Annotated in this window: 23 protein-coding genes; 5 read left to right on the top strand and 18 right to left on the bottom strand. The window is 42.7% G+C overall.

The genetic code is table 11. The annotated features are described in order from the left end of the window. Positions 1–16: 16 nt before the first annotated feature. From AAA938_RS12360 to AAA938_RS12375, 4 genes are all read right to left on the bottom strand, one after another. The gene (locus AAA938_RS12360; RefSeq protein WP_338229044.1) at positions 17–916 is read right to left on the bottom strand and encodes a hypothetical protein; all 900 of its coding nucleotides are present in this window, start codon (positions 914–916) and stop codon (positions 17–19) included. Between the two features lie 152 nt (positions 917–1,068). Then, on the bottom strand, positions 1,069–1,608 hold the full coding sequence (locus AAA938_RS12365) for a hypothetical protein (RefSeq protein ID WP_338229045.1): 540 nt from the start codon (positions 1,606–1,608) through the stop codon (positions 1,069–1,071). Between the two features lies 1 nt (position 1,609). After that, positions 1,610–2,632 (bottom strand): HAD family hydrolase, encoded by a 1,023-nt coding sequence (locus AAA938_RS12370; protein WP_338229046.1) that lies wholly within the window; start codon positions 2,630–2,632, stop codon positions 1,610–1,612. Between the two features lie 51 nt (positions 2,633–2,683). Beyond that, positions 2,684–4,249 (bottom strand): arylsulfatase, encoded by a 1,566-nt coding sequence (locus AAA938_RS12375; RefSeq protein WP_338229047.1) that lies wholly within the window; start codon positions 4,247–4,249, stop codon positions 2,684–2,686. Positions 4,250–4,637: 388 nt separating this feature from the next. Between AAA938_RS12375 and AAA938_RS12380 the strand changes: the two genes are divergently transcribed. From AAA938_RS12380 to AAA938_RS12390, 3 genes are all read left to right on the top strand, one after another. Further along, positions 4,638–6,038, top strand: a complete 1,401-nt coding sequence (locus tag AAA938_RS12380; protein WP_338229048.1) for a sugar porter family MFS transporter — start codon at positions 4,638–4,640, stop codon at positions 6,036–6,038. Positions 6,039–6,175: 137 nt separating this feature from the next. Further along, on the top strand, positions 6,176–6,904 hold the full coding sequence (locus AAA938_RS12385; protein WP_338229049.1) for a DUF2092 domain-containing protein: 729 nt from the start codon (positions 6,176–6,178) through the stop codon (positions 6,902–6,904). Between the two features lie 7 nt (positions 6,905–6,911). Further along, positions 6,912–7,916 carry a DUF6515 family protein gene (locus AAA938_RS12390; RefSeq protein WP_338229050.1) on the top strand — a complete coding sequence of 335 codons (1,005 nt, stop codon included), beginning with the start codon at positions 6,912–6,914 and terminating at the stop codon, positions 7,914–7,916. Positions 7,917–7,951: 35 nt separating this feature from the next. Here AAA938_RS12390 and AAA938_RS12395 read toward each other — a convergent pair whose 3' ends face one another. Genes AAA938_RS12395 through tamL form a run of 3 tightly spaced genes read right to left on the bottom strand, consistent with a single transcriptional unit; the run spans position 7,952 to position 11,885 of the window. Next, positions 7,952–8,527: a phosphatase PAP2 family protein gene (locus AAA938_RS12395; RefSeq protein WP_338229051.1), complete on the bottom strand. Its 576-nt coding sequence runs from the start codon at positions 8,525–8,527 to the stop codon at positions 7,952–7,954. After that, on the bottom strand, positions 8,524–9,432 hold the full coding sequence (hemF, locus tag AAA938_RS12400) for an oxygen-dependent coproporphyrinogen oxidase (protein WP_338229052.1): 909 nt from the start codon (positions 9,430–9,432) through the stop codon (positions 8,524–8,526). Before hemF ends, AAA938_RS12395 begins: the two co-directional genes overlap by 4 nt. A 5-nt stretch (positions 9,433–9,437) precedes the next feature. After that, the gene (tamL, locus tag AAA938_RS12405; protein WP_338229053.1) at positions 9,438–11,885 is read right to left on the bottom strand and encodes a translocation and assembly module lipoprotein TamL; all 2,448 of its coding nucleotides are present in this window, start codon (positions 11,883–11,885) and stop codon (positions 9,438–9,440) included. Here tamL and AAA938_RS12410 point away from each other — a divergent pair. Then, positions 11,875–12,621, top strand: a complete 747-nt coding sequence (locus AAA938_RS12410; RefSeq protein WP_338229054.1) for a TrmH family RNA methyltransferase — start codon at positions 11,875–11,877, stop codon at positions 12,619–12,621. The two genes, tamL and AAA938_RS12410, sit on opposite strands and share 11 nt — an antisense overlap. Beyond that, the gene (locus AAA938_RS12415; RefSeq protein WP_338229055.1) at positions 12,621–13,619 is read left to right on the top strand and encodes a bile acid:sodium symporter family protein; all 999 of its coding nucleotides are present in this window, start codon (positions 12,621–12,623) and stop codon (positions 13,617–13,619) included. The genes AAA938_RS12410 and AAA938_RS12415 overlap by 1 nt, the downstream gene beginning before the upstream one ends. A gap of 9 nt (positions 13,620–13,628) precedes the next feature. On the opposite strand, the gene AAA938_RS12420 is transcribed toward AAA938_RS12415, so the two are convergent. The 11 genes from AAA938_RS12420 to AAA938_RS12470 form a co-directional block, all read right to left on the bottom strand. Then, complete coding sequence (locus tag AAA938_RS12420) at positions 13,629–16,214, bottom strand: mechanosensitive ion channel family protein (RefSeq protein ID WP_338229056.1); 2,586 nt, start codon at positions 16,212–16,214, stop codon at positions 13,629–13,631. A 167-nt stretch (positions 16,215–16,381) separates the two neighbouring features. Beyond that, a complete protein-coding gene (locus AAA938_RS12425; RefSeq protein ID WP_338229057.1) occupies positions 16,382–16,642 on the bottom strand; it encodes an acyl-CoA-binding protein in 261 nt (86 codons plus the stop codon). Between the two features lie 108 nt (positions 16,643–16,750). Continuing rightward, positions 16,751–18,037, bottom strand: coding sequence for a citrate synthase (locus tag AAA938_RS12430; RefSeq protein ID WP_338221496.1), 1,287 nt, complete (start codon positions 18,035–18,037; stop codon positions 16,751–16,753). 249 nt (positions 18,038–18,286) lie between these two features. Then, positions 18,287–18,709: a BrxA/BrxB family bacilliredoxin gene (locus AAA938_RS12435; RefSeq protein ID WP_338229058.1), complete on the bottom strand. Its 423-nt coding sequence runs from the start codon at positions 18,707–18,709 to the stop codon at positions 18,287–18,289. Positions 18,710–18,733: 24 nt separating this feature from the next. Continuing rightward, positions 18,734–19,075 carry a DUF59 domain-containing protein gene (locus AAA938_RS12440; protein ID WP_420915742.1) on the bottom strand — a complete coding sequence of 114 codons (342 nt, stop codon included), beginning with the start codon at positions 19,073–19,075 and terminating at the stop codon, positions 18,734–18,736. Between the two features lies 1 nt (position 19,076). Further along, positions 19,077–19,505 (bottom strand): SufE family protein, encoded by a 429-nt coding sequence (locus AAA938_RS12445; protein WP_338229060.1) that lies wholly within the window; start codon positions 19,503–19,505, stop codon positions 19,077–19,079. After that, positions 19,502–20,725, bottom strand: coding sequence for a SufS family cysteine desulfurase (locus tag AAA938_RS12450; RefSeq protein WP_338229061.1), 1,224 nt, complete (start codon positions 20,723–20,725; stop codon positions 19,502–19,504). Before AAA938_RS12450 ends, AAA938_RS12445 begins: the two co-directional genes overlap by 4 nt. A 4-nt stretch (positions 20,726–20,729) precedes the next feature. After that, the gene (sufD, locus tag AAA938_RS12455) at positions 20,730–21,998 is read right to left on the bottom strand and encodes a Fe-S cluster assembly protein SufD (RefSeq protein ID WP_338229062.1); all 1,269 of its coding nucleotides are present in this window, start codon (positions 21,996–21,998) and stop codon (positions 20,730–20,732) included. Positions 21,999–22,016: 18 nt separating this feature from the next. Next, complete coding sequence (gene sufC / locus AAA938_RS12460) at positions 22,017–22,781, bottom strand: Fe-S cluster assembly ATPase SufC (protein ID WP_338229063.1); 765 nt, start codon at positions 22,779–22,781, stop codon at positions 22,017–22,019. A 46-nt stretch (positions 22,782–22,827) separates the two neighbouring features. Beyond that, positions 22,828–24,273, bottom strand: coding sequence for a Fe-S cluster assembly protein SufB (sufB, locus tag AAA938_RS12465; RefSeq protein ID WP_338229064.1), 1,446 nt, complete (start codon positions 24,271–24,273; stop codon positions 22,828–22,830). A 241-nt stretch (positions 24,274–24,514) separates the two neighbouring features. Further along, positions 24,515–24,988: an Lrp/AsnC ligand binding domain-containing protein gene (locus AAA938_RS12470; RefSeq protein ID WP_338229065.1), complete on the bottom strand. Its 474-nt coding sequence runs from the start codon at positions 24,986–24,988 to the stop codon at positions 24,515–24,517. Between the last annotated feature and the right edge of the window lie 242 nt (positions 24,989–25,230).

Raw genomic sequence — 25,230 nt, forward strand, 5'->3', positions numbered from 1 at the left:
TCAGGATTTATTGGGTTCATTTAAAGCCTGGAAATCTCCAGTTTAGATTAAGCAAAAATTGACTTCTTCTACCAAAGACCCCCATTTCAGTCCTGAGCATCCAGTTTTTATTAAACTGATATTGAGCTCCCAAGATCATATTGAATGGCGCGGTCACTCGCTTATCCAATTTGTAATTGATTCTTGTATCTCCTGGATCAATCCCGTTTCCAATGTCTTCCAATTTGGCGATGATCTGTTTGACCACGACTTTCTGTGCAGGAGGAAGAGTTTCGGCCCATTCATTGAGACGATCGATGACTAATCCATCCCCAAACTGAGGGAAAATCTCTTCCAAGGACAGGGAGCCTTCTGTATCATTTTGGATGCTTTGATAAAATGCACCTACCCATATGGAAAGATTTCTTTGAGGATTGGAAAGGGAGGGGACTGTATGGCCTAGTCGCAAGCTTGAATTGAAAGCAGGGACTGGTTCTACGATAACTTCGACGTCGGCAAAGTTGAAGTTATTGTCCCATGCTACCCAAATTGGACCAAATGCCCCAGTAAGGGTACCTCCAAAACCAAAACTGGATACAGAAAATTTTTGGACAGTTTCAAATTCTGCAGGTGCCACCAGCAAAACCTCAGTTTGAGTAGTACCCCCTCCGAAGATTCCATACACATTCAGGAAAGGCAAGACCCAAAGATCTGGTCTGATGGTATAGGCATTGGTGGTGGCGATAGTTGGTCCGAATCGGATAAACTGACTGACATCTACCAATGGGCTTTCATTGATGCCTACCAGGGTACGATCAATCGTAATTTCCTGCCTTTGGGTAAAAAAGATTCCGCTTACTCCCCAAGCATAGGGAAGATCATACCCAGCTTTGGAGGCTTTTTTACCCAAAACCGGAAAAGTATAGGGATAATCCATCTGCCTAAGGCTATCAAAATAATCCTCGTAGAAAGGGTTGAAAATTTTTTGAGCTCCTTGGGCCCTTGATAGGTTGGGTATCAATAAGATCCCGCAAAACATACAGAGGGGTAGGAAGAAATGGAAATATTTCATTGGGTGAGGAGCTTGAATTATTCTTTTTTCCAAATCCGCTTATTGAAAGCTATTCCAAAAGTCCAAGAATCATAGATTTCCTGCTTGTTCTCGTAGGCTATACTGAGGGCAATTTCAAAAGTCTCACTCATCTCAAAGCTGTATTCTGAGCCGATTTTCCAAAAGTAAAGGTTTTCATTTTTCTCGAATTCCCAACCTGGACCTGCATAGAATGACCAATGCCTTTTTAAATGATAATGGACCACAGGTGCCAAAGAAAATGGATAGTTTCTTTCCAAAAATGCCCCTTCATCTTCCACCTCAAAGCTTTGCAGCTTGAGGTCAGCTTGCAAAGCCACTGACCAGCGAGAGTGGAAATAGTAATCCACATCAAACCCCCAAGCGGGGATGATGGCTACTTTTTTATCCCCTTCAAAAGCTTTCGGTACATGAGAATTGGCAGTGATTAAAGCCACCCGGATTTGGGGAGCGAATTCTTCCTTTTCTTCTTCCTTATCTTGGGCAAAAGCAGATGAAGAGACCAAAAAGCCCAGTATAAAAATCAAGACATACTTCATCTCAATTTGGATAAATAATGGACCAGTCTTTAGCCATGTCGACTATGATCCAACCTTTTTCAGGCCCTTCCAAAAGGCCTCTTTTGAGATTGCCGATATGAGAAAGGCTGTCGTAAGCATATTCTCTCACAGAATCCGTATGGTGAAGAATAATACCAAGTCTGGCGCCTGGTTGATTGGTAGTGTATTCCAGCATCTGAAAGTCCCCGTCCGAATTTCCACTTGCAATTACCGGTTTTACTCCCAAATGCTGATGGATTCCTACAGGCTTTCCGGCTTTGTCATCGATAAAGTTTAATTCCGGAATTTTCACCACTTGAAATTTCCCGTCTACTTCCTCATACTTTGCTTTGATCGATGATCCCACTACTTGGTAGGGGGGGATTCCATAAGCTTCCTCAGCCCAAACTCGAAGAAAATCGATTCCTCCGCCTGAGACAATGAATGTTTTGTATCCATGGGCTCTGAGGTATTCCAAAAGCTCCAGCATGGGTTGGTAGATCATCCGGTTGTAGGGCCTGCCTGTGTCCGGATGCTTGGATGTACTGAGCCAGTCTTTTACTGCAGCAGAAAACTGATCCTCAGTCATTCCAGCATGGGATTTCATGACGATATCTATCAATGCTTTTTCACCACCGGCCATTACTGCCATTACATCCCCATCCATGGCTGCTTTGAGTGTGGGGTCTTTTGCCCAATCGGGATGATTTGGAGCCTCTTTTTTTACATAGTCCAAAGCATAAGCCAGTTGGAAATAAAAAGGCTGTTCGCCCCATAGATTACCGTCATTGTCAAAAACAGCAATTCTGTCTTTTTCCGGGATAAAGTCAGGACTGTTTTCTGTGGTGGTTTTCCTTACAAAGTCTTCAATTGCAGACTTAGAACTGCCTTCATTCCATGATTCTAAATATATTTTTTGGCTGATGACCTCTTCGGTGTATTCCGTATTTACCGAGGTTTGACAGGAGTGAAGAGTTAGGAAAAGGAAGGAAATGATAAGGGCTGTAAGCGAAATCTTTTTCATAGCTGAGTAAAAAAAAGAGCCATGGGAAAATTGCCATGGCTCTGTGGGTTTTTATTGATTTTGGCCTTTGACCATGTTTTCAATTTGTTTTTCCACCTTACCAAGACTCCAATCTCCGGCAGTTTGGCTAGGAGGATAGTCTTTGAAGGTAGACAGGAAGTTGAATGCATAGCCCTGAATAGACACCAAGATATAAGCCCGATCAATATACCAGTCGTAGTAGGTATTGGAGCCATAGAGCGCTTTTTCAAACGGGTCTCTTCTGAGGTTAATCAGGTATGGGGCTCTCAATTCCACAAAAGGTTCCAGCCAAATCTGAAGTTGGTCAGCTCTGTTTTCCAAAAACATGGCTTTCCAATCTGAATATCTGAGTGCAGCTATAGAACCTGCATCGTTTACATAGATAAACCCTTTTCGAGGAGATTCCTTTACTTTCCCGGTAAGGTAATCCAATTGATTGACCCCATCGATGTAGTTTTTATAGGATCTACCGTTGAGTGTAACTCCCTTCATGATTTTTGATTTGATATCTGGATCACCACCCACGGCTGCAAAAGTCGGAAGCCAGTCCTCATGAGATACGATGCCGTTGTAAGTTACACCCGCAGGGATCTTACCGGGCCATCTTACAAATGCCGGAACACGGAATGCACCTTCCCAGCTGGAGTTTTTCTCTCCATGGAATGGAGTAGTGCCTGCATCCGGCCAAGTATTGTAGTGAGGACCGTTGTCAGTGGAGTAAAATACGATAGTATTGTCTGCGATCCCCAATTCGTCCAAAAGATCCAGTAATTCACCTACCATACGGTCATGCTCTACCATCCCGTCACTGTATTCATCCTGACCGGAAATTCCCCGGTTTTCTTCCTTCACGTGAGTTCGGAAGTGCATACGGGTGGCATTCCACCAAGTAAAGAAAGGCTTGCCATCCGCTACTTGTTTTTTGATGTGTTCTTTGGCAGCAGCGAGGGTTTCTTCGTCGATAGTTTCCATACGCTTTTTAGTCAAAGCACCGGTATCTTCGATTTTTTGTCCTCCTTTGCCATCAGCCCAGCTGTGGATGACACCTCTTGGACCGTACCTGTCTTCGAATTTGGTACCGTCTGCCAAAATTAAACCTGTAGGATAATCTTCGTTTTCAGGTTCCTCCTCTGCATTGAGGTGGTATAGGTTACCGAAGAATTCATCGAAACCATGCATGGTAGGCAAGTGCTCGTCCCGGTCTCCTTGGTGGTTTTTACCAAATTGTCCGGTAGCATATCCCAAGCTTTTCATAACAGTGGCAATGGTCACATCAGACTTTTGCCATCCTTCCAAAGCACCAGGCATACCTACCTTGGTCATGCCCGTTCTGACAGGAACATTTCCTCCCAAAAAGGCGGCTCTTCCGGCAGTACAAGACTGCTGACCATAATAATCGGTAAATCCGGCTCCTTCTTTTGCGATACGATCGATATTCGGAGTCATATAGCCCATCATGCCCCGATTGTTGTGGCTGATGTTCCAAGTGCCTATGTCATCTCCCCAGATGACCAGAATGTTGGGTTTTTTCTCTTGAGCCTGCAGAGTCAGGACCGCCAGAGAAAAAAGGGTTAATAGAAAAATCGGTTTTTTCATAGGAAGGGTTATTACTGTTGTACTAGAAATTGATTAAAGAAGATATTCAGAAACTAAAACTGACAATTTTAATAGTCCAGACCAACTGATGAGCGGTAATCCAAGCGTTTTACCTGTCATTATTTCGCTGATATTGACAAAACTTGCCTAGAAATTAAGGGTTATACTTCGATTCTTAAAATATTTTTTTAATTCTTTTCCCAATGACCGAGCAGTAAATCCGAGTGCCAAGTGCGATAATTACCCTTCTAATTCATGATATTTTACCTGATCTTCGTATAATTGATTTGATATAAATTACATTTCTTCAAAAACTCCTAAGGATAAAGGCAGGATTGGATTGCTCAGAATTTCGCTTATTTTTTGACTTTCTATTTCTTGTAATCGCATGAACCAAACCTCAACTTATCGTCCGACCTACCTTTGGTTGATAACTTTGACTGCTGCCCTCGGCGGCTTTTTGTTTGGGTACGATTGGGTGGTGATCGGAGGTGCCAAACCTTTTTATGAACCCTATTTCAACATTACCAGCGTAGCCGATCAAGGCTGGGGCACGAGTTCGGCTTTGGTAGGCTGTATGATTGGGGCAGCGGGATGTATATTTCTCAGCGACCGATTGGGTAGAAAGAGATTATTGATCGCAGCCGGTTTTCTTTTTTCCCTTTCTGCCGTCGGAACTGCCCTGGCTGTGAGTTTCTTTGGGTTTAACCTGTACCGGATTTTGGGTGGAGTGGCTATGGGAATAGCACTCAATCTTTCTCCGCTTTATATCTCGGAAATGTCTCCTGCGGAGAAGCGTGGCCGAATGGTGACCATCAATCAGCTTTTGATCATGTTTGGGGTGCTCCTCGCCCAAGTAGTCAATTGGCAGATTTCCCTTTTAGATAACGGGTTGGTAGAGGGAGCTTCTTTTGATCAGATCGCGGCGAGCTGGAGTGGGCAGGAAGGCTGGCGATGGATGTTTGGAGCAGAAGTGATTCCCGCTGCTTTGTTTTTCATTCTGATGTTTTTTGTCCCAGAGAGTACCCGATGGCTGATCAAAAATGGACAAATCGAGGAAGCAAGAAGGGTGTTGGTAAAACTGGGAGGAACTGACTACGCCGAGGATTCGATCCGGGAGACCCAGTCCACGCTACGAAAGGGAGATGAAAGCCAAATTAATCTGGGGGCGCTTTTGCTGCCCAAGATATTGCGTCTGTTGGCTTTGGGGATTTTTCTGGCCTTTCTCCAGCAGTGGAGCGGGATCAATGTGGTGATCTACTATGCGGCGGATATTTTTCAGGCGGCTGGCTTTACCCTGAAGCAGATGATGCTCAATATCGTGGTGATCGGAGGGGTGATGGTGGCTTCGGTATTTGTGACTTTGGCTACCGTAGATAAGTATGGTAGAAAAACTATTCTTTTGACCTGTCTGGCCGCCATGACCCTGCTTTATGCTGGTATCGGTTATTCCTTTTATGCGGATTTGGGTGGAGGAATGGTCGTGGTGTTGGTCTTGGCCAATGTGATGTTTTATTCCATTTCTCTGGCACCATTGCTTTGGGTATTGCTTTCGGAGATTTTCCCGACCAGGGTCAGAGGGGCAGCGATTTCCATTGGTGCTTTGGCCCATTGGATTGGGAATTTTACCCTGACGTATTTTTTCCCTGCGATCAAGGAAAACCTCGGTTGGGCGAATAATTTCTGGCTATATGGGGCAATATGTGCGATGGGTTTTTTGATATTGTGGAAGGTATTGCCTGAGACCAAAGGGAAATCCCTTGAGGAGTTGGATAGGGAATTGTCCTAAATGGATTGCTTGATGGATAATGATATTCGGGATAGGGTCTTGGTTTTTGTCAACATTTGGTAAATTGAAACCAGCTAAATCGGACATGTTTATAGGTTCGGAAAGCGAATAACGATTTTTATACAAACAATCCGCACATGAAAAAACAGCTTCTAGTAATTTTTGGAATCCTTATTTCTTTTGGGGTAAAAGCCCAAGAGGGATATCATGATTCTACTGCTTTGGCCATTATGGACAAAGTAGGTGAATACTTTGGGGAATTGAATTCTCTGAAGTTCACCACCCAAACCGCCGAAGACGTAGCTTTTTCGGACAACTTCTTCATCAAGGAGTTTAAAACGGGGGAATTTGTGCTACAAGGTCCTAATAAACTGGCTGGTAAAATCCATAAACATGGGAAAGACCATTTCTATTTCTACAATGGAAGCCAGATAGTCTATTATTCTTTGGATGGTAATTTTTATGCTGCAGCTGATGCTCCAGATAAAACATTGGATATGTTGGAATGGCTGTATACTGATTTTGGAGTGGAGCTGGTGGTGGCAGATTTTCTCTATCCCAACTTTTCCCAAAACATGATCGATTCCATGGATTATTTGGAGTATTTGGGGCAGGCGGAGCTGGATGGAAATAAAGCTTTCCATATCGGCGGAACCAATTCAGAAATGACTTTTCAACTCTGGGTGAGTCAGGACTTGGAGATCAAACCGATGAAGGCGGTCATCACCTATTTTGGAGAACCTTATTCTCGGCAATTAGAAGTGAGTTTTGGGGATTGGGAGGTCAACCAAACCTACCCTAATTCAATCTTTGAATTCCTTCCACCTCCTTCTTCAAAACAAATTATTTGGACCAAAAAAAATTAAGGAAATCATGAAGACCTATTCCATAAAACTTACCTTTTTCCTGTGTCTGGTGATGCTTTTCAGCTTTCCTGATATGGTCGATGCTCAGCGTTTTGCTGGACGGGGAGGGGCTGCAAGGCCTGCCGCCAGTCGCCCTGCTACTTCCAGGCCTACCGCTTCCCGACCTGCCTCAAGACCAACGACAACATCCCGGCCTACCTCCCGACCTGCCACCACTAGCCGGCCTTCTAATTCCAACAATAGAGGGGGGACTTTAAACGGTGGTTCTAACCGGGTGACCAACAATTCCAAAGTAGACAGCAAAGTGGGATCCATCAAGGGAGGCGATAATTCCGGCAACAGAATCAATAATGTCAATACCGGTGACCGAGGCTCAAATAATCGAGTCAATGTGGACAAAAGCAGGGGAGATGTAAATGTCAATATTAACAATAGCCGTAATACAGTGGTAAGAAACAATCGGAATGTAGCTTACCGACCTCCTTATCGACCGTATCCCCGTCCTCCCTATATGTGGGGTGGTTTTGGGTTTTCTTGGTATAGACCCTATTACTATCATCCCTTTGTACCTTTTTATTGGGGGCCTGTATGGCATCCATGGGGCTTTTTCGTTGCGACTTTGGCAGTGACGGCGATTGTAGTATCAGTGGATAATCAGGATTATCACTATGATGAAGGCGTTTTTTATGTCAAAGAAACGGATGGATATGTGGTGGTAGAAGCTCCTCAAGGTGCAAATGTGACCGTAATTCCAAAAGAATCAGAGGTAGTGGAAGTTAGCCCTACCGTGAATAATTATTACTACGGAGGTACTTTCTACGAGCAAAAAGATGGAACCTATACTGTTGTTCCTCCGCCGGCAGGTTCAGTGGTTTCTAACTTACCTGAAGGGGCTGAGGAAGTCAAAGTAGGGGACCAGACCTTCGTGAAATACGGGGATACTTATTATATGCCGGTGGAAGTGGACGGAAAAAACATGTATGAAATAGTCCAGGTGGAAGAGGAAAAGTAAAGCCAGAATAAAAAAACCGGGTACTCCCGGTTTTTTTATTTCAACACACTCTTCACCAGCTCCCTTTTGACAAACACAATAAAAAACCAAACGAGAAAGGCGACTATCACCCCAATAGTGGCTCCCAAGACTATGTCAAATGGATAATGAACACCCAGATAAATTCGGGTATAACTTACCACGATGGCGTAAAGAAACATCCATTTGAGGTGTTTTATCTGTTTTCCCAATTTCAGATTAAGAAAAGTAGCCACTGCGAAAGTATTCGCCGCATGAGAAGAGACAAATCCATACAATCCTCCGCAACGGCCGTAATTATGCATCTGGCCTTCCCATCTGGGGTCATGGCAAGGTCTAAGTCTTTCCATCAAAGGTTTGAGAAATCCTGAAGTAAACTGATCAGCAATCAGGATACTGAGCATAATCCCCCCGAATACCCACCAACTGTTTTTGGGGTTTACCTTGTAAATCTTATAGATCAAAAATAAAAATAGAGGTGTCCAGGTGATCGTTTGGGTAAGTTGGAACATGACGGGATCCAACCAATCAAAATGAAAGGAATTGAGCCAGAGGAAAAGCTCCTCATCCCAGGTTTTGAGAGTTTCTATCATATTTCAAGGTTTAGCCAGTCAATTCCTTTTTGTAATTTCTTCTGGGTATATTCTTCGGGGCTTCCGGCTTTTGGCTGATACATGTACTGCCAATCGGCATGCGGAGGCATACTCATGAGAATACTTTCTGTTCGTCCATTGGTATCCAGTCCAAATTTGGTCCCGGCATCCCATACCAGATTGAACTCAACATAGCGGCCTCTGCGGAGATTCTGCCAGGCTTTTTCTTGGTCTCCGAAGGGAATGGAGTGATTTTTTTTCATAAAATACCCATAAACCTCAGGGAATAGCCTTCCGATGGATAAAGAGAAATCCAGAAGACTCTGAAATTCCTTATCTGATTTAGCACTCATTCGGTCATAAAATATCCCACCAATTCCCCGGGTTTCATTTCTGTGCTTAAGGAAAAAGTAATCGTCTGCCCAGGCTTTGAACTTCGGATAATACATGGGGTCAAAAGCATCGCAGACTTTTTTTACCTCAGAATGAAAATACCTAGCATCCTCCGGGACGATGTAGTGGGGAGTAAGATCAATCCCTCCTCCAAACCAATGGACTCCATTCTCCATCTCGAAATACCGGATATTCATATGAATAATCGGTACTCTCGGACTAAAAGGATGAAGCACTATAGAAACACCTGTAGCAAAGAATTCAGCCTTTTCCAGCCCAAGTTTTTGCAGGATTTTTTCTGGAGTGGGGCCATGGACGGCAGAGAAAGCAACGCCTCCCTTTTCGATGATTTTACCATTTTCGAAAATCCGGGTTCTTCCTCCTCCACCTTCAGGCCTTTCCCAGGCATCTTCCTTAAACCTTCCCTGACCATCCGCCTCGGTCAATTCCCTGCAAATGTGATCCTGCATACTTCGGTAGATGTCCGCTATTTCTTCTTTTGATTTTCTCATGATGATTAGAAAGGATATCCTATCCCAAAATTAAATACCGTTTGTCCTCTGCGCCCAAAGGGGCTTTTGAAGGAGACATTGTCAAATACCCATCGTTCTCCTTCAGGTTTGGAAGGGTCTACAGCCTTTGTGGCCAAGTCTAGTCGAATAACCAAAAAATCGAAATCCATTCTCAGACCGATTCCAGCCCCTACGGCGATCTCTTTATAAAATCTATCCAAACGAAAATCCGCTCCGGGTCTTGCCGGATCCACTCCGATCATCCAGCTATTTCCTGCATCTATAAACAAAGCCATATCGAAGTATCCGAATAGGTTCCTGCGATATTCCAGCATGGACTCCAGAATCATCTCCGCCGGCTGTTCGTTGGTGTAGTCATATTCTCCTCCTTCACCGGTCTGTGGCACAGAACTACCCGGACCCAATCGTCTGGCTTGCCAGGCGCGTATACTGGTACCACCGCCCGCAAAGAAATATTTTTCATAAGGCAAGATTCCTGCACTGACTCCATAAGGCTTTGCCCAACCAAAATTGAATCGATAGGCAAAAGTCTGCTTTTTATTTACCGGGTAATACCGACGAAAATCAATTTGGGTTTTTAGCCATTGGAAATTAGCAAACTCAATTCCCGGCTCGTCGTTGCTTGGTGTATCAAAAAAGTTGATGGTAGTCCCGCCGCTTTCAAAAAACAACTTGAGCAAGGAGGCTTTATTGGTATTGAAATTTCCGTACTTGTTAAAGTTGATGATGGTTTGTCCAGAAATGCTGCTCACAAAGGAGGGTAGAAAAGACCAAATCAGGTTATTGCCTTCTTCCTGAAGCTGAACCAAAATATCCGCAAATTCTTCCTGAATACGTGGTGTGCGAACGTAGCTTAAGTCCGCAAGGTTAAAGGTGAAAATTTGCCGGGCATCACGAGTTTGCCAATTATAGGAAAGCTTTCCATTAATCGAATTCCGGGTGTATTCCGGCCGATTGGTGTAGTTGTAACCAAACTGAGTTCGGGTATTGGGATTGTATTTTCCAAATTTCTGAAGCGTGCCCGGGGCAAATGGGATTAAAAATCGGGGAAAAATTACCGCAAACCCCGCATTGACTTCACTGCTTTGATAGACCCCCTGTCCGGTTGCAGATGCTACCCCTTCGAGTCCAGCTCGGAAGTTGAATTCCAAAATTTCTCCAGCACGAAAGAAATTTCTATTCCTAAGGGCTGTACTGAAAAAGGGCCCAGGAAGCTGTTCGGTGATAGTTAAACCAGCCTGATTGGTCAGCTGGTACTTTTGGTTGGGCTGAGTGATGATATCTGCACGAAGTCGGGTTCCCAAGGTGTCAAAGGTGATATTGACAAACCGAAACAAATCCAGATTGCTCAAAAGCCGCTGGGTTTCTATGGCATCGTTACGGTTGTATTTTGAGCCTTCTTTCAAAAGAATCCGCGAGGAAAGCACTTTTTCGGAGTATCGGTCCTCATAAAAAGAAAAATCAATCCCGCTGAAACTTCTCTGAATCCTACGATCTGTGAACCTGTTGCTGGGAGCATTGATCCGGAAGGTAATGGAATCAAGGGTGTAGGCCTGATGTGTTTCGGCAAAAGTAGGATCCAGGATAATCCGCTCTACATTGACTATTTTCTTTGCCGTGTCTTTGTAGACAATGTAATTGATATAGGACTTGGAAAACATGAAAAACCCGTTGTTTTTCAGGACTTCTTCGATCCTGTTCCGTTCTTGGATGATGTCATCCTGCACGTAGATATTCCCTTTTTTTAGGTGGGTTTTTGCCCGGTTGGCTTTTAGGATTGCCTCTACATTTTCGCTGGAAGGGCGATATTGGAGAGAATCTATTCGGTAAGGCTCTTTTTCTGCGATCTGATAGGTTACGGTGGCTTTTTGGTTTTTCACCGTCACCTCATAATTCACTTCCGCTTCAAAAAATCCATGATTGACCAAATAGGCTTCAAGATTTTTGGAGGATTTTGCTGTCAGATTGCTGTCCAAAAGGGTCACAGGATTGCCTGTTCGCATCAGTGCATTGCCATAATCCAGTTTTTTGGTCAATCCTTCAATTTTAGAGCTTAGCTTTTCTTCCCGTTTTTCTAATTTCCTGTCATCGGGATTACTTTCTCTGGACTTTTCGATTTCAGCTTTCTCTATTTTTAGAGACCCCAATTCATCAGCAATCTTTAGGCTATCATAAAATGACTCCCCAAACCGATAAATGTTAACCCCCAACGAAGTACCGAGAAAACGGGTATTAGGCTCCTGGTCCAAAAGTCCGTAAAGTGCTTCTTGGTCTGATTTTTCTACACCCTGCAGGTCGTTTTCGTAAAGCACATACTGATTATCCTCCAAGTTTCGGGTCAGTGAACAGCCAAAACTGATTCCAAGCAGAGCAATAAAAAGTATATATTTGGAGGATTTCAAATTGGGATAATCGGAAAGGATGCTGAGCAAAAATACGGTTAAGTTTATAAAATCCTTACATCAAAAAAAATACCGTTCCGAGTCCGGGATGTTCTTTGTGGAGGGGGAAAAGAGTGTTTTGGAGGTGTTGAACTCAGATTTTTTGATAGAAAAGCTCTTTGTCACCGAATCGTTTGAACAAAAGCATCTAAGCCAACTCAAGACCTTTTCAGGAATAATTGAACAGGTAACCCAAAACCAACTCGAGCAATTGGGGCAGTTTCAATCTAATGATTCTGCCCTTGCGGTAGTAAAAATGAAATCCAACCGGGCTTTTTCCCCTGAAGCTGGAGAATGGATTCTGGCTTTGGATGAGGTGAGAGACCCAGGGAATTTGGGAACCATAGTGCGGATTGCCGACTGGTATGGCATCAAACGCTTGGTCTTTTCTCCACAGACGGCCGAGTTTTATAACCCAAAGGTCATTCAGGCTACGATGGGTTCTTTCACTAGAGTGGAGTTTTTTTACGAGGATTTAGGGAAAGTATTCGACCGATGGAAGCTTCCTGTGTATGGGGCATTTCTGGATGGGAAAAATATCCATTCTCTTCAGGAAATCAGGCCCGGGGTGATTTTGATGGGAAATGAATCCAATGGGATTTCCCCCGAATCCAGCCAATGGGTAACAGAAAAAGTGACCATCCCAGGCTTTGGTCAGGCAGAATCTCTTAACGTGGCTATTGCTACAGCCATTATCTGCGATAATTTCAAACGTCTTTCAAACTGATGAAGCTCAGGCTTTTCCAAACGCTATCGAAGGTCGGAATCAATGGGTTTTTGTTGGGGATTTTCTTTGCTATTGCACTCGCATCTTGGATTCCTGAAGTAGGCTCTGAAGATTCTTTTATTCCTTGGAAGCCAATTATCAATGTAGGGATTGCTTTGGTCTTCTTTTTTTATGGAGTCAAGCTAAATCCAGAGCAACTTAAAGCAGGCCTAAGTAATTGGAAACTCCATTTACTCATCCAATCTGCTACATTTTTGCTTTTTCCGGCTTTGGTTTGGGCTCTGATGCAGGTCATTCCTTGGATTGAAGAGGAATTCAAACTGGGCATTACCTATCTGTCAGTACTTCCATCCACTGTCAGCGCTTCAGTAGTGATGGTGTCAATCGCTGGGGGTAACTTACCCGCGGCGATCTTTAATGCGAGTATATCCAGTTTGTTGGGGGTGATTTTTACTCCAGCTTGGATGGGTGTTTTGGCTGGGGGAGTGGAGGGGGAGTTGGATTTTTGGTCCACGTTGGGAGAGCTATCGCTCAAAGTGATTCTTCCGGTCACTTTGGGAGTTTTTTGCCATGGTTGGTTGTATCCAAAAATCCAATCCAAGATTAAAAATCTGAAGTACCTGGATCAGTCTGTGATCATGGTAATTGTTTTTACTTCTTTTTCAGAATCCTTTTCTCAAAAGATATTCTCCTCATTTGCTTTGGGAACTCTTGTAGAGGTAGCTTTGACCATGCTTGCGATATTTTTGCTGGTTTTGGGAGTATTGACCGGTTTGAGTAAGGTTTTTGGCTTCGCACTCCCAGATCAGATTACCACTGTTTTTTGTGGCTCTAAGAAATCCTTGGTACATGGAGTCGTCATTGGTAAGGTTATTTTCCCGGATCCAGCGGTATTGGGATTGGTTCTTTTGCCGGTCATGCTTTACCATATCCAGCAGCTGATCTTGGGTAGTATTTTGGCAGGATTTCTTGGAAAAAGGAATTCCACATTTTCCTGAAAAACATAATTACTCTTCTTCTTTATTGGATTTAGGTGGGGTAATCCAATGCAAATCCCGCTGAGGGAAGGGTATTTTTATCCCGTTTAATTTAAACTGCTCATTGGTTTTGCTTACGATATCACCTTTGACAAAAGGGAAATCGAAGTAATTGTTGAGCCAGATTGAAATTTCGATTTCAATGCTGCTATCGGCAAACTCAACCGGAACTACCCGTGGATTAGGTAGATGGCGAATGCGGGAATCTTCAGCAATGATTTCTTTCAAAAGTGCTAGTGCTTTTTCCAAATCGGATTCGTAAGAAATCCCGATGATCAGCGTAAGTTTTCTGCCTTTGCCGGTTGTCCAATTGATTAGCTTTTGGCTAATCAACTCCCCGTTTGGTATGACGACAGTCGAACCTTCAAACATATTGACCACCGAGCTTCTAAATCCGATGGATTTCATGATTCCCGGTTTGCCTTCAATTTCAATCAAATCTCCAACCTTCACTGTGTTTTCAAAGGCGATGATCAGTCCGCTGACCAGATTGTTGACCAAACCTTGCAGGCCCAAACCAATACCCACGGATAATGCGCCTAAGATGATGGTGATTTTGTCCAGTGGAATACCGGAAGCGGCAAAAGCCAAAAAGAGACCCAAACAGATAATGAATATCTGTACCAATAAAAGCCAGGATCCAAAACTGATTCTTTTTCTTTGTTCCTCCGAATTAATCGCATCTGGATCGGCTGAGAAAAGGGAAAGAAGTCTGGAAATCAGGACTGATATAAAAAGAATAATAAGGAATATAAAGATGCCATTGATCGAGAAGGTGTATGATCCAATTACTCTTTCTTGGGTTAAAAACTGATTGATTTCACGGACAAATCTTGAAAAGATATAGAAGTTTTTACCTATCAAAATGACCCAACCCAACCCTAAAAAGAAGTAGAAGATTCCCGGTGCCCGAGATCCTATTTTGTCAAAATTGATAAAGAATAAATCCTTTGTAGAGGTTGAATATATTTTTTTGGCAAGGTTAAGCCCCTGATTGATCAACCGAACCGTCCACAGGAGATAAATTCCCAAAACAATTCCCATATACCCTGAGACCATAAAAGACTTAGCCAGGTTAAATTTTCCGTAGAGATTCAATACGATGGAAATAAATTCAAAAATCCCCAGGAGCCAGATAAAAAAGACGATTTTTCTTTCCTTAAGTTGATCCGCCTTTTTGCTGAAAATCAGATAAACAAGAAATATTACTGCGATAGAGGAAATTGCAATCATCAAATATTTTTCCTCTACACTGGGAATCAACATCATATTGACCAGACCTCCAGTCAAAAAGAAAAATACGGTACAGATCCAAAAGATTTTCCAGAATTTCTGGAGGAAACCAATAAACAAAAATGTCAAGGCTATACTTCCGATCAGCCATAGAATCCAATAAAAAATGAAAGGAGGATCGAAAAAGAAAAACTGAAACACTCCGATGGTTAATATGATCGCTGCGGAAATCGGAGACTTTAGGATCAGATTGTTTTCGTCTATCGGATCATGATCGAGTGAATCTTTGGTTTTGGATTTTAATCTGTTGATGAAAGCATAATTAGAGAAGAATAGGAGAATCATCCAAAAAAGTCTTCCTGAGTTTAATTCCAAATAATAAAGTAAGGCCACTTTCTCCTTTTGAAAAGAAATGCCTAATACTTCCCAAAAGGAGCGGTTGTAAAATTCATCTTGGGGATCGGTTGGAAACTGCTCATTGAGGATGGACTGATTGAGGTTTTTTAGAGCGTAATCGTAGGATTCTGTGATTGAGGTGAGACTAAATGTCAATTCATTCAGGAGCGTCATCGCCTCATCGATTTGCTCTCTGCGTGACTTTAGAGAGTCATTGATAGGCCGAACGATTACTGAGATTTCGGTGATTTCTTTGGCAAACTGAAGCGCTTCCAACGTATCAATCGGTATCTGGTAAAACTCCGGCATGGCCGTCATGGAGTCTGCGCGATAGTGGGATAGCCGAAGCTCTCTGGAATAGTCTTCTACTTCCTTTTTATAGGTCTGGACTTTCTGAGATATTTCTGAGAAAATAGCATAAGAAACTGAAAGATTTCGATTGGATATGAGTTTTGAGCCAGGATCAGTTATTCCTTTTTGAACCATCGGAATCAAATCCGCAATCTTCTCCAACTCACTGTTGATAGTCCGAAAATTTGGCGAGTTTGTTAAAATTCGTTTGATGGTATTGATTTCTGTACGGAAATTGGCTACCAGAGTCGTTTGGAATAAATAATTTTTCCGACTCTCAAATTGCTTCAGATTGGCTTCATAGGAAGCCTGAAGCTCTCGGTCGACTTCATTGATCAAATTGATTTTTGATTCCTGTGAAAGCCTGGATAAGGACGAATCCTCCGGAAAATATTTGATCAATAAGGAGTCCTTTTTAGCCGTATCTGTGGGGAAAATCGAAGAAAGGCTGTCAAGTGTAGAATTGACTGTAGGGTTCTGAATTTGGTAGCCAAAGCCCTCAATTCCAAATCCCCACCATAGAATCAAAAAAGCTCTGAGAAATAGGGAGATTAATGATTTTTTTTTGGGCGCCATGAAAATTGATTTCAACCCTTTCAAGCTAAGAAAAAAGCTTTGGAAATACCAAATTTAGGGATAAACCAAGCTGTGCCAATAGCAGGTTTGAATGGAGGTGAAAGGTCAATTCCTTAACTTCAAAAAATATTACCCAAAAATCAAAAAAGGCGGGGGACCGCCTTTAATTACATATACTTCGCTGAAAGCTCATTTACAAGTTCCAAATAGGCTTGGGTCGCTTCTTCCTTGGATTTCCCCTTATAATTCAGCCAAGCCATGTATTTGGCTGCAGCTTTGAAGTCAAATCCTCCCGGTCTTTCTCCCTCATTGTCTCCTTCCGTAGCCTGCTTGTAAAGGCCATAGAGCTTTAGTAATTCCTCGTTGCTAGGTCGGGTAGTGAATTTTTGTGTGAGAGCCATGGCCTCATCCAGTGTAGTTGGTTTCATGAAAACTGAGAAGTGTGTTTTGAGTTTCCAAATTTGCTATCATTCTTGAAATAAGAAAAGGGGGGAAACAAAAAAAACCGGCTATTGCCGGCTTTTCGAAAATAATATTTATCGTTTGTTCAAGCTAACATAATCTCTTTCCGTAGCACCGGTATAGACTTGTCTTGGACGACCGATTGGTTCTCCGTTTTCTCTCATTTCTTTCCACTGAGCGATCCAGCCTGGGAGACGTCCCAAAGCAAACATCACCGTGAACATATCGGTAGGAATACCCAAGGCACGGTAGATGATTCCAGAGTAGAAGTCTACGTTTGGATACAGCTTTCTTTCTACGAAATAAGGATCACTCAAAGCTGCCATTTCCAGTTCTTTGGCGATATCTAGAATAGGATCATTGACTCCCAATTTTTCCAATACATCGTCAGCCGCTTTCTTGATGATTTTGGCTCGTGGATCAAAGTTTTTATAAACTCTGTGACCAAATCCCATCAATCGGAAAGGATCATTCTTGTCTTTGGCTTTGTCCAAATACTTTTTGGCATCTCCACCGTCAGCTTTGATAGCCTCAAGCATTTCGATTACAGACTGGTTGGCACCGCCATGAAGTGGTCCCCAAAGCGCATTGATACCTGCAGAAATGGACGCGTAGATGGAAGCTTGGGAAGAACCTACAATCCTCACAGTCGATGTAGAGCAGTTTTGCTCATGGTCTGCATGGAGGATCAATAGGGAATCCAAAGCCTTGGCAACTACTGGGTCTACTTCATACTTTTCTGCTGGCAGAGCAAACATCATCTTCAGGAAGTTGGAGCAGTAGTCCAAGGAGTTGTCCGGATAATTGACCGGATGTCCCATTTTATTTTTGTAAGCCCAAGCTGCGAAAGTTGGCATTTTGGCAATCAATCGAATGATGCTGAGATTAACTTCATCTTGGCTTCTGTTGGGATTCAGGGAATCTGGGTAGAAAGCAGATAGCGAACAAATCAGGGAAGAAAGGACGCCCATTGGGTGAGCATTGGAAGGGAAACCATCCAAAATCTTCTTGATATCCTCGTGAACAAGGGTGTGGTAGGTGATTTCTTTGGTGAAGCTTTCAAATTGCTTCTGAGTAGGCAGTTCACCATAGATCAACAGGTAAGCGACTTCGATGAAGCTGGATTTCTCGGCCAAGTCTTCAATTCTGTATCCTCTGTATCGGAGGATTCCCTGCTCTCCGTCCAAAAAAGTGATGGCACTAGTGGTGGAACCTGTGTTTTTGTATCCCGGGTCAAGGGTGATTAGACCCGTGGCACTACGAAGTTTGGCAATATCAATAGCAGGTTCGTTTTCAGTGCCGATGGTTACCGGAAACTCAAAATCTTGTCCGTTGTAGGACAACTTGGCGGATTCAGACATATCTCGTTAGTTTGGATTTTTATTAAGCGTAAAACTTTAAAATCGGCCTTAAGTTAATAAAACCGATGATTTTTTATGGATTTTATTCCTTGAGTAGAAGGATAATTATGCAAAGGATTACGATGGAATCTGGAATTGGGTTAAGCGTTTGGAAATGAAGTAATTGATTCCCGTCATTTTCATAGCTGGTCCTTATTGATTCCATAAGGTTCCTTTTGACACAAAAAAAAAGCCCCTAAGGGCTATTTTTTATTCGCAGAAGTGCTCAAATACTTCCACCAAATGATCTCCGATCATTTTTGCATTTCTTCCTTCGATATGGTGTCTTTCGATAAAATGCACCAATTCTCCGTCCTTAAACAGGGCCATAGCTGGTGAAGATGGAGGATAAGGCAATACCAATTCTCTCACTTTCGCCACTGCGTCTCTGTCATTTCCTGCAAATACAGTAGCTAGATTGCTTGGCTTTTTCGCGGCATTTTCTAAAGCATAGCGCACTCCAGGTCTTGCTGCACCGGCTGCACAGCCACATACTGAATTGACCACGACGAAGGTGGTGCCTTTATGATTGGGACCCAAGTGTTCGGCTACTTGTTCAGCAGTTCTGAATTCCTGGAATCCTACGTTGGATAGTTCTGCCCGCATGGGGGCAATGAGTTCTTCAGGGTACATATGTTTTGCTTTTTATTTTATCGTTTAAAGAAATCCTAATTCAAGTTTGGCAGCCTCAGACATCATGTCTTGAGAGTAGGGGGGATCAAATGTCACCTCAACCTCTACGTTGTTGATTCCCTGAATTTGCTGGATTTTATCCTTCACTTCTGTGGGAATATATTCCGCAGAGGGACAGTTTGGAGAGGTTAGCGTCATCTGTACGTAGACATTATTGACCGGGTACACGGTGATTTCATAGATCAGGCCGAGTTCGTAGACGTCCACCGGGATCTCCGGATCATAGACTTGCTTGATCGCCTGGACTACTTTATCCCGAAGGTTCTCGACTTGGGTAGTGCTTTCAGTAGGATTAGATGATTCCATATCAGGCATTTTGCTTGGATTGAAAGGCCAAAGCGTAAAGTTTCATTTGTTTGATCATTGATGCCAGTCCGTTGGACCGCTGGCTGCCAATGATATTTCCCATTCCGATCCGATCAATAAAATCAAGATTTGCATTCAAAATAGCCTCAGGCTTTTGCTTATCCAGTACCCGGATCAAAAGCGAAATTAATCCCTTGGTAATATCCGTGTTGGAATCTGCCTGATAGTGGACTTTTCCATCTACTTCATCAGCAATCAACCAAACTTTGGACTGACAGCCTTTAATGATATTTTCCTCTTTTCTCTCGGATTCCGGAAAAGCATCAAGCGATCCGCCCAATTCCATGATATAGAAGATGGTGGATTCCCGATCATCTCCCAATACCTCAAATTCGGATACGATTTCCTCTTGAATTTCTTGAATGCTCATTTGTTTTTCAGTCTCGCGATTCGTTCTACACCTTCTGCCAGAGATTCAATCTCTGATTTGGTATTGTAAACTGCAAAAGAAGCCCGAACAGTTCCCTCCAATCCCAGTCGTTTCATCAAAGGCTGTGTGCAATGATGTCCAGTCCGAACTGCAATCCCTCTTGCGTCGAGCATTTGCCCAACATCAAAAGGATGCATTCCATTGATATTGAAAGACAAGACGGAAACTTTTTCCTCAGCTGTACCGACGGGGATAAAACCTTTGATCGGTAGCATCAGTTCGTTGGCGTAAGCCAAAAGCTCATCTTCGTGGGCTTTGATTCGGGATTTTTTCAGGCTTTGGATGAAATCCAGGGAGGTTTTGAAAGCGATAACGTCCGCTATGTTTGGAGTTCCGGCCTCGAATTTGAAAGGAATATCATTGTAGGTCGTTTTCTCAAAACTGACCTCCTTGATCATTTCTCCACCTCCCAGAAAAGGCGGCATGGCTTCCAATACTTCCCTTTTTCCATACAATATTCCCAATCCGGTAGGTCCGTATAATTTATGTGCGGAAAACGCCAAAAAATCACAGTCCAAGTCCTGCACATTCACCTCAAGATGCGAAGTAGACTGAGCTCCATCCAGAAGGACTTTTGCGCCCACTGCATGTGCTGCTTCAATTATTTTTTTGACAGGATTGATGGTGCCCAAAGCATTGGAAGCGTGTACGACGCTCACGAGCTTGGTTTTTGGAGTAATCAATTTTTCAAACTCTTCCCAAATCACTTCTCCCGAATCTGTAATTGGGATGACTTTCAGGATCGCTCCCTTTTCTTCACAGAGCATCTGCCACGGAACAATGTTCGAGTGATGCTCGAGTGTGGAAATTAAGATTTCATCTCCTTTTCCGATAAATTTTCTTCCAAAAGTCTGAGCAACCAGGTTGATGCTCTCAGTGGTTCCTTTGGTGAAAATTATTTCGGCAGATTCCTTCGCGTTGATAAATTTCTGAACGGTCTCGCGGGTATTTTCATAATACCTGGTTGCCCGATCAGCCAAGGCATGAGCTCCGCGGTGAATATTCGAATTGTCGTGCTCGTAATAGTTGGTCAGGGAATCCAATACAGACTGCGGCTTTTGAGTGGTAGCCGCATTGTCAAAATAAATCAAGGGTTTGCCATGCACTTCTTGGTGAAGTACAGGAAACAAACCCCTGATCGATTGAATATTTAAGCTCATGGATTTAGAATTTGCTTCCCAGCCTCTCCTGTATCAAGGAAATGGCATAGGAACGGAAGCTTTCCTCTTCAATTTTTTCCAAAACCTCCCCTGCGAAAGCATACAAAAGCAACCCTGTAGCTGTGTTTTTGTCGATTCCTCTGGCTTTCAGATAAAAAAGAGCTTCTTCGTCCAACTGGCCCACTGTACATCCGTGGGAGCATTTGACGTCATCTGCCCAAATTTCCAGCTGAGGCTTGGTATTGACAATGGCGTCTTCAGAAAGCAAAATATTGTTGTTTTGCTGGAATGCGTTGGTTTTTTGCGCGTCCTGTCTAACGAAGATTTTTCCATTGAATACTCCCCGGCTTTGGTCTGCTAAAATGCCTTTGTAAAGCTCATTGGACTCAGCATGAGGAATGGTATGGTCCACATTGGTGTGGTTGTCCACGTGAGTTTTTCCATTCAGGAGATAGACTCCATACATGTTTCCTTCCGAATTGCTTCCCAAAAGATTTAAAGTCAGATTGTTTCTGACCATATCTCCGGAAAGGGAAAGGTTAACAGAAGTAAATCTGGAATCCTGAAAAATGTCTGTGTGGATATTGCTGACTTCGATTGCATTCTTGCTTTCGTTTTGCAAACGATAGTAGTTGACATGGGAATTAAGTCCACCTTTGATCTCTACTACCTTGTTCACGAAATAAGGATCTTCTGTTTGGGAAATACTGTGGTCGATGAAAGTAACCTCAGAAAAATCTCCAGCTTCAATCCAAACTCTTGGCTGAATCACCTGTCCTGAGTTGGCTTGATTAAACGAAATCAGAAGGATAGGCTTTTCGACTTTTTGTTTCTTTGGGACACTGATGAAAAGCCCATCTGAAAATGAGGCCAGATTCAATGCAGAAAAAGCGTCTTTTTCCGGCTTTGCAATGCTTCCCAAAGGAGTGTTTTCAGCTTGAGATAGGGAAGATACCGTGATTCCTTCTGGTGAGGTGGATAGCTCAGGCAGGTATTTTCCATTGGAGAAAACCAAAACATCCCCATCAAATCCTTCAAATAAAACGGATTCGATGTCTTCTTTGGACACTGCAAATGGAAGAGCAGATTTAAACTCCTGGATTTTGCTTTCCAGCTTCTTCGCGATGGAAGTAAACTTATATTCCTCTTCCTTCAAAGCAGGTAGCCCCTGAGTCAGGTAAGTTTCTTTTGCCTGAGTTCTGATAGGGGCAAAAGAGGAGGAAGCTGAATCCAAAAGCGATTGAAATGTATCTTGTTTTGTCAAGGTACTCATGATGGTAGTTTTTTGGGTTTAGACCGCAGTAGCGGAATCTACTTCTTCTTTGATCCAGTCGTACCCTTTTTCTTCCAGCTCGAGGGCAAGGTCTTTGGTTCCAGATTTTACAATTCTTCCTTTATACAATACATGTACAAAATCAGGAACTATATAATCGAGAAGTCTCTGGTAGTGTGTCACCACGATAGTGGCAGTCTTATCGGACTTCAATTTGTTTACTCCATTGGAGACGATTCGCAATGCATCGATATCCAATCCTGAGTCGGTCTCATCCAAAATAGAAAGGGTTGGCTCCAGCATGGCCATTTGGAAAATCTCGTTTCTTTTCTTCTCACCACCTGAGAAACCTTCATTCAATGAACGGCTGAGCAATTTCTGGTCAATTTCGACCAGTTTCATTTTCTCTTTCATCAAGGTCAGGAATTTCACCGCGTCCAAAGGCTCCTGTCCACGGTATTCTCTTACTTGATTCAGGGCAGTCCTGAGGAAATTGGTCGAAGATACCCCCGGAATTTCCACAGGATATTGGAAAGCAAGGAATACCCCTTCTCTTGCTCTGTCTTCGGGAGCCATTTCCAGCAATTCTTTTCCTTGGAAAATAACTTCTCCCTCAGTAACCTCATATTCCTCTCTTCCTGCCAATACTGAGGCCAGGGTGGATTTTCCTGATCCATTGGGACCCATGATGGCATGAACCTCACCAGCTTTAACTTCCAAATTGATTCCTCGGAGAATAGGAGTGCCTTCTACAGAGGCATGTAGATTTTTTATACTTAGCATGATTAGATATTTTTCAATTTTTCAATGTTCCAATTTTGCAATTGGATTATCCCACTGAGCCTTCCAGAGTCAATGCTAGGAGCTTTTGTGCTTCTACTGCAAACTCCATTGGCAGCTGATTCAAAACTTCTTTTGCATACCCATTGACGATCAGAGCCACAGCATCTTCGGTAGCGATTCCTCGCTGATTGCAATAGAAGATCTGATCCTCTCCGATTTTGGAGGTGGTGGCTTCATGCTCTACCTGAGCAGAAGAGTTGTTTATATCAATGTATGGGAAAGTGTGAGCGCCGCATTGGTCACCCATAAGCAAAGAATCACATTGGGAGAAATTTCGGGCATTATCTGCACGCTTCATTACCTGGACTTGTCCACGGTAAGAGTTTTGTGATTTACCTGCAGAAATACCTTTGGAGACGATTCTTGACTTGGTGTTTTTGCCAATATGAATCATTTTGGTTCCCGTATCTGCCTGCTGATAATTGTTCGTAACAGCTACAGAGTAAAACTCCCCGATGGAATAATCCCCTTTCAGGATACAAGAAGGATATTTCCAAGTCACGGCAGAACCGGTTTCTACTTGAGTCCAGGAGATTTTGGAATGATCTCCTGCGCAGATACCTCGTTTTGTTACGAAGTTGTAAATTCCTCCTTTGCCTTCTTTATCTCCTGGGAACCAGTTTTGAACGGTAGAATATTTTACCTCAGCATGAGCGCCGGCGTAGATTTCTACTACTGCTGCGTGAAGTTGGTTTTCATCCCGCTGCGGGGCAGTACAACCTTCCAAATAGGAAACGTACGACTCATCTTCCGCCACGATTAGGGTTCTTTCAAACTGTCCGGTGTTGGCGGCATTAATTCGGAAATAAGTGGAAAGCTCCATTGGACATCTCACTCCTTTTGGGATGTAGCAGAAAGATCCATCAGAGAATACGGCAGAGTTCAAAGCCGCGTAGTAATTGTCGGTCATTGGGACTACCGAACCCAAGTATTTTTTCACGAGTTCTGGGTGTTCTTTTACAGCCTCACTGAAAGAACAGAAAACAATCCCAAGTTTTGCTAGGGTACCTTTGAATGTGGTAGCAACAGATACGGAGTCCAAAACAGCATCTACAGCTATTCCCTGAAGCCTTTTTTGCTCGTTCAGAGAAATACCCAATCGCTCATAAATAGCCAACAATTCCGGATCTATTTCATCAAGAGATTTTGGCTTTTTGGTCTGCTTGGGTGCAGAGTAATATTTAAGTGCCTGAAAATCTACCTTGGGATAATGAACATTGGCCCATTCGGGCTCTTTCATGGACTGCCAGGTCTTAAATGCCTTTAATCTCCATTCCAAAAGCCATTCAGGTTCTTCTTTTTTTGCAGAGATCCATCGAATGATACCCTCATTGAGTCCTGCAGGGGCTTCATCGGCTTCAAAATTGACCGACCAGCCATGTTCATATTCTTTGGAGGTGAGTTCTTCTAAAATCTGATTGTCTTTGCTCATGCTGCTGAGTTATTTAGACTAATTACATTTTGATTGCGAAGGTACAACATCTCGGCAAAAAATATTGTTCACTGTCATCATAAAAATCTATGGGATATAGAGTTTTTATTTCCAAAAAGCCCTCATTCCTTTCAAAATAAGGTTTTTTCATAAAAGAAAATTAAAAAAATAAGGAAGGGTAATTCTACCATTCCTTGTTCAATTGTATAATTTTATTTATCTGGATTTAATCTAAATAGGATTACTTCTCCTTGGTAAAAAACTGAATGGGTCTATTGATACTTTCTTCGAGTACTATTAATGTCTCCGTGCGGTCAATTCCATCGACCTTTTGAATACTATCCAACACTAATCTGAGATGGTTGGTATCCCGGCAGATAATTTTGGCAAAAATGGAATAGTTGCCTGTAGTATAATAAGCACGAACTACCTCAGGAATCTCCTGAAGATTTTCGATTACATTATCATATAAAGAACTTCTCTGTAGGTAAATGCCCAAAAAAGCAGAGATGTCATAGCCTAATTTGGAAAAATCGATATTTAGTGTTGCGCTTTTCACTACACCCATATCCTCCAATTTCTTCATGCGGACATGAACAGTACCCGAGGACACAAAGACTTTTTTGGCAATTTCGGTGTAGGGAGTCTTCGCGTCTTCATTGAGAAGAGAAATAATCTTTAGGTCGATGTTGTCGATATCTAAAATTTTATCCATTTTCTGAGGGAGGATTTAGATGATTTATAATGAATCTCGCTGTAAATTAGAGATTGTTCAAAATATAGCAAAATTTATTTTTCAATTTGTAATTAAATCGAAAAACCCTTTACTTTGGCCTTGCTGGTTTACTTCAGTCAAAAATTTGGTTTTTTTCAATTCTTATTTTAAAATGAATCGAAAACAATCAATCTTCAGAAGAAATCATCTTTGAAAAGAAAACTTTTATCTCTAAAGTTATA

This window comes from Algoriphagus taiwanensis (genome assembly GCF_036245645.1).
Classification (GTDB): domain Bacteria; phylum Bacteroidota; class Bacteroidia; order Cytophagales; family Cyclobacteriaceae; genus Algoriphagus; species Algoriphagus taiwanensis.

Bases quoted from the DNA above. Each gene is read 5' to 3' on its own strand.
- AAA938_RS12430 (WP_338221496.1), bottom strand. From the start codon at position 18,037: ATGTCTGAATCCGCCAAGTTGTCCTACAACGGACAAGATTTTGAGTTT.
- AAA938_RS12370 (WP_338229046.1), bottom strand. From the start codon at position 2,632: ATGAAAAAGATTTCGCTTACAGCCCTTATCATTTCCTTCCTTTTCCTA.
- AAA938_RS12395 (WP_338229051.1), bottom strand. From the start codon at position 8,527: ATGATAGAAACTCTCAAAACCTGGGATGAGGAGCTTTTCCTCTGGCTC.
- AAA938_RS12380 (WP_338229048.1), top strand. From the start codon at position 4,638: ATGAACCAAACCTCAACTTATCGTCCGACCTACCTTTGGTTGATAACT.
- AAA938_RS12375 (WP_338229047.1), bottom strand. From the start codon at position 4,249: ATGAAAAAACCGATTTTTCTATTAACCCTTTTTTCTCTGGCGGTCCTG.
- AAA938_RS12365 (WP_338229045.1), bottom strand. From the start codon at position 1,608: ATGAAGTATGTCTTGATTTTTATACTGGGCTTTTTGGTCTCTTCATCT.
- AAA938_RS12420 (WP_338229056.1), bottom strand. From the start codon at position 16,214: ATGGCGCCCAAAAAAAAATCATTAATCTCCCTATTTCTCAGAGCTTTT.
- AAA938_RS12410 (WP_338229054.1), top strand. From the start codon at position 11,875: ATGCTGAGCAAAAATACGGTTAAGTTTATAAAATCCTTACATCAAAAA.
- sufB (WP_338229064.1), bottom strand. From the start codon at position 24,273: ATGAGCAAAGACAATCAGATTTTAGAAGAACTCACCTCCAAAGAATAT.
- AAA938_RS12470 (WP_338229065.1), bottom strand. From the start codon at position 24,988: ATGGATAAAATTTTAGATATCGACAACATCGACCTAAAGATTATTTCT.
- AAA938_RS12450 (WP_338229061.1), bottom strand. From the start codon at position 20,725: ATGAGCTTAAATATTCAATCGATCAGGGGTTTGTTTCCTGTACTTCAC.
- AAA938_RS12445 (WP_338229060.1), bottom strand. From the start codon at position 19,505: ATGAGCATTCAAGAAATTCAAGAGGAAATCGTATCCGAATTTGAGGTA.
- AAA938_RS12390 (WP_338229050.1), top strand. From the start codon at position 6,912: ATGAAGACCTATTCCATAAAACTTACCTTTTTCCTGTGTCTGGTGATG.
- AAA938_RS12425 (WP_338229057.1), bottom strand. From the start codon at position 16,642: ATGAAACCAACTACACTGGATGAGGCCATGGCTCTCACACAAAAATTC.
- AAA938_RS12440 (WP_420915742.1), bottom strand. From the start codon at position 19,075: ATGGAATCATCTAATCCTACTGAAAGCACTACCCAAGTCGAGAACCTT.
- sufD (WP_338229062.1), bottom strand. From the start codon at position 21,998: ATGAGTACCTTGACAAAACAAGATACATTTCAATCGCTTTTGGATTCA.
- AAA938_RS12360 (WP_338229044.1), bottom strand. From the start codon at position 916: ATGGATTATCCCTATACTTTTCCGGTTTTGGGTAAAAAAGCCTCCAAA.
- AAA938_RS12435 (WP_338229058.1), bottom strand. From the start codon at position 18,709: ATGTACCCTGAAGAACTCATTGCCCCCATGCGGGCAGAACTATCCAAC.
- hemF (WP_338229052.1), bottom strand. From the start codon at position 9,432: ATGAGAAAATCAAAAGAAGAAATAGCGGACATCTACCGAAGTATGCAG.
- AAA938_RS12415 (WP_338229055.1), top strand. From the start codon at position 12,621: ATGAAGCTCAGGCTTTTCCAAACGCTATCGAAGGTCGGAATCAATGGG.
- AAA938_RS12385 (WP_338229049.1), top strand. From the start codon at position 6,176: ATGAAAAAACAGCTTCTAGTAATTTTTGGAATCCTTATTTCTTTTGGG.
- sufC (WP_338229063.1), bottom strand. From the start codon at position 22,781: ATGCTAAGTATAAAAAATCTACATGCCTCTGTAGAAGGCACTCCTATT.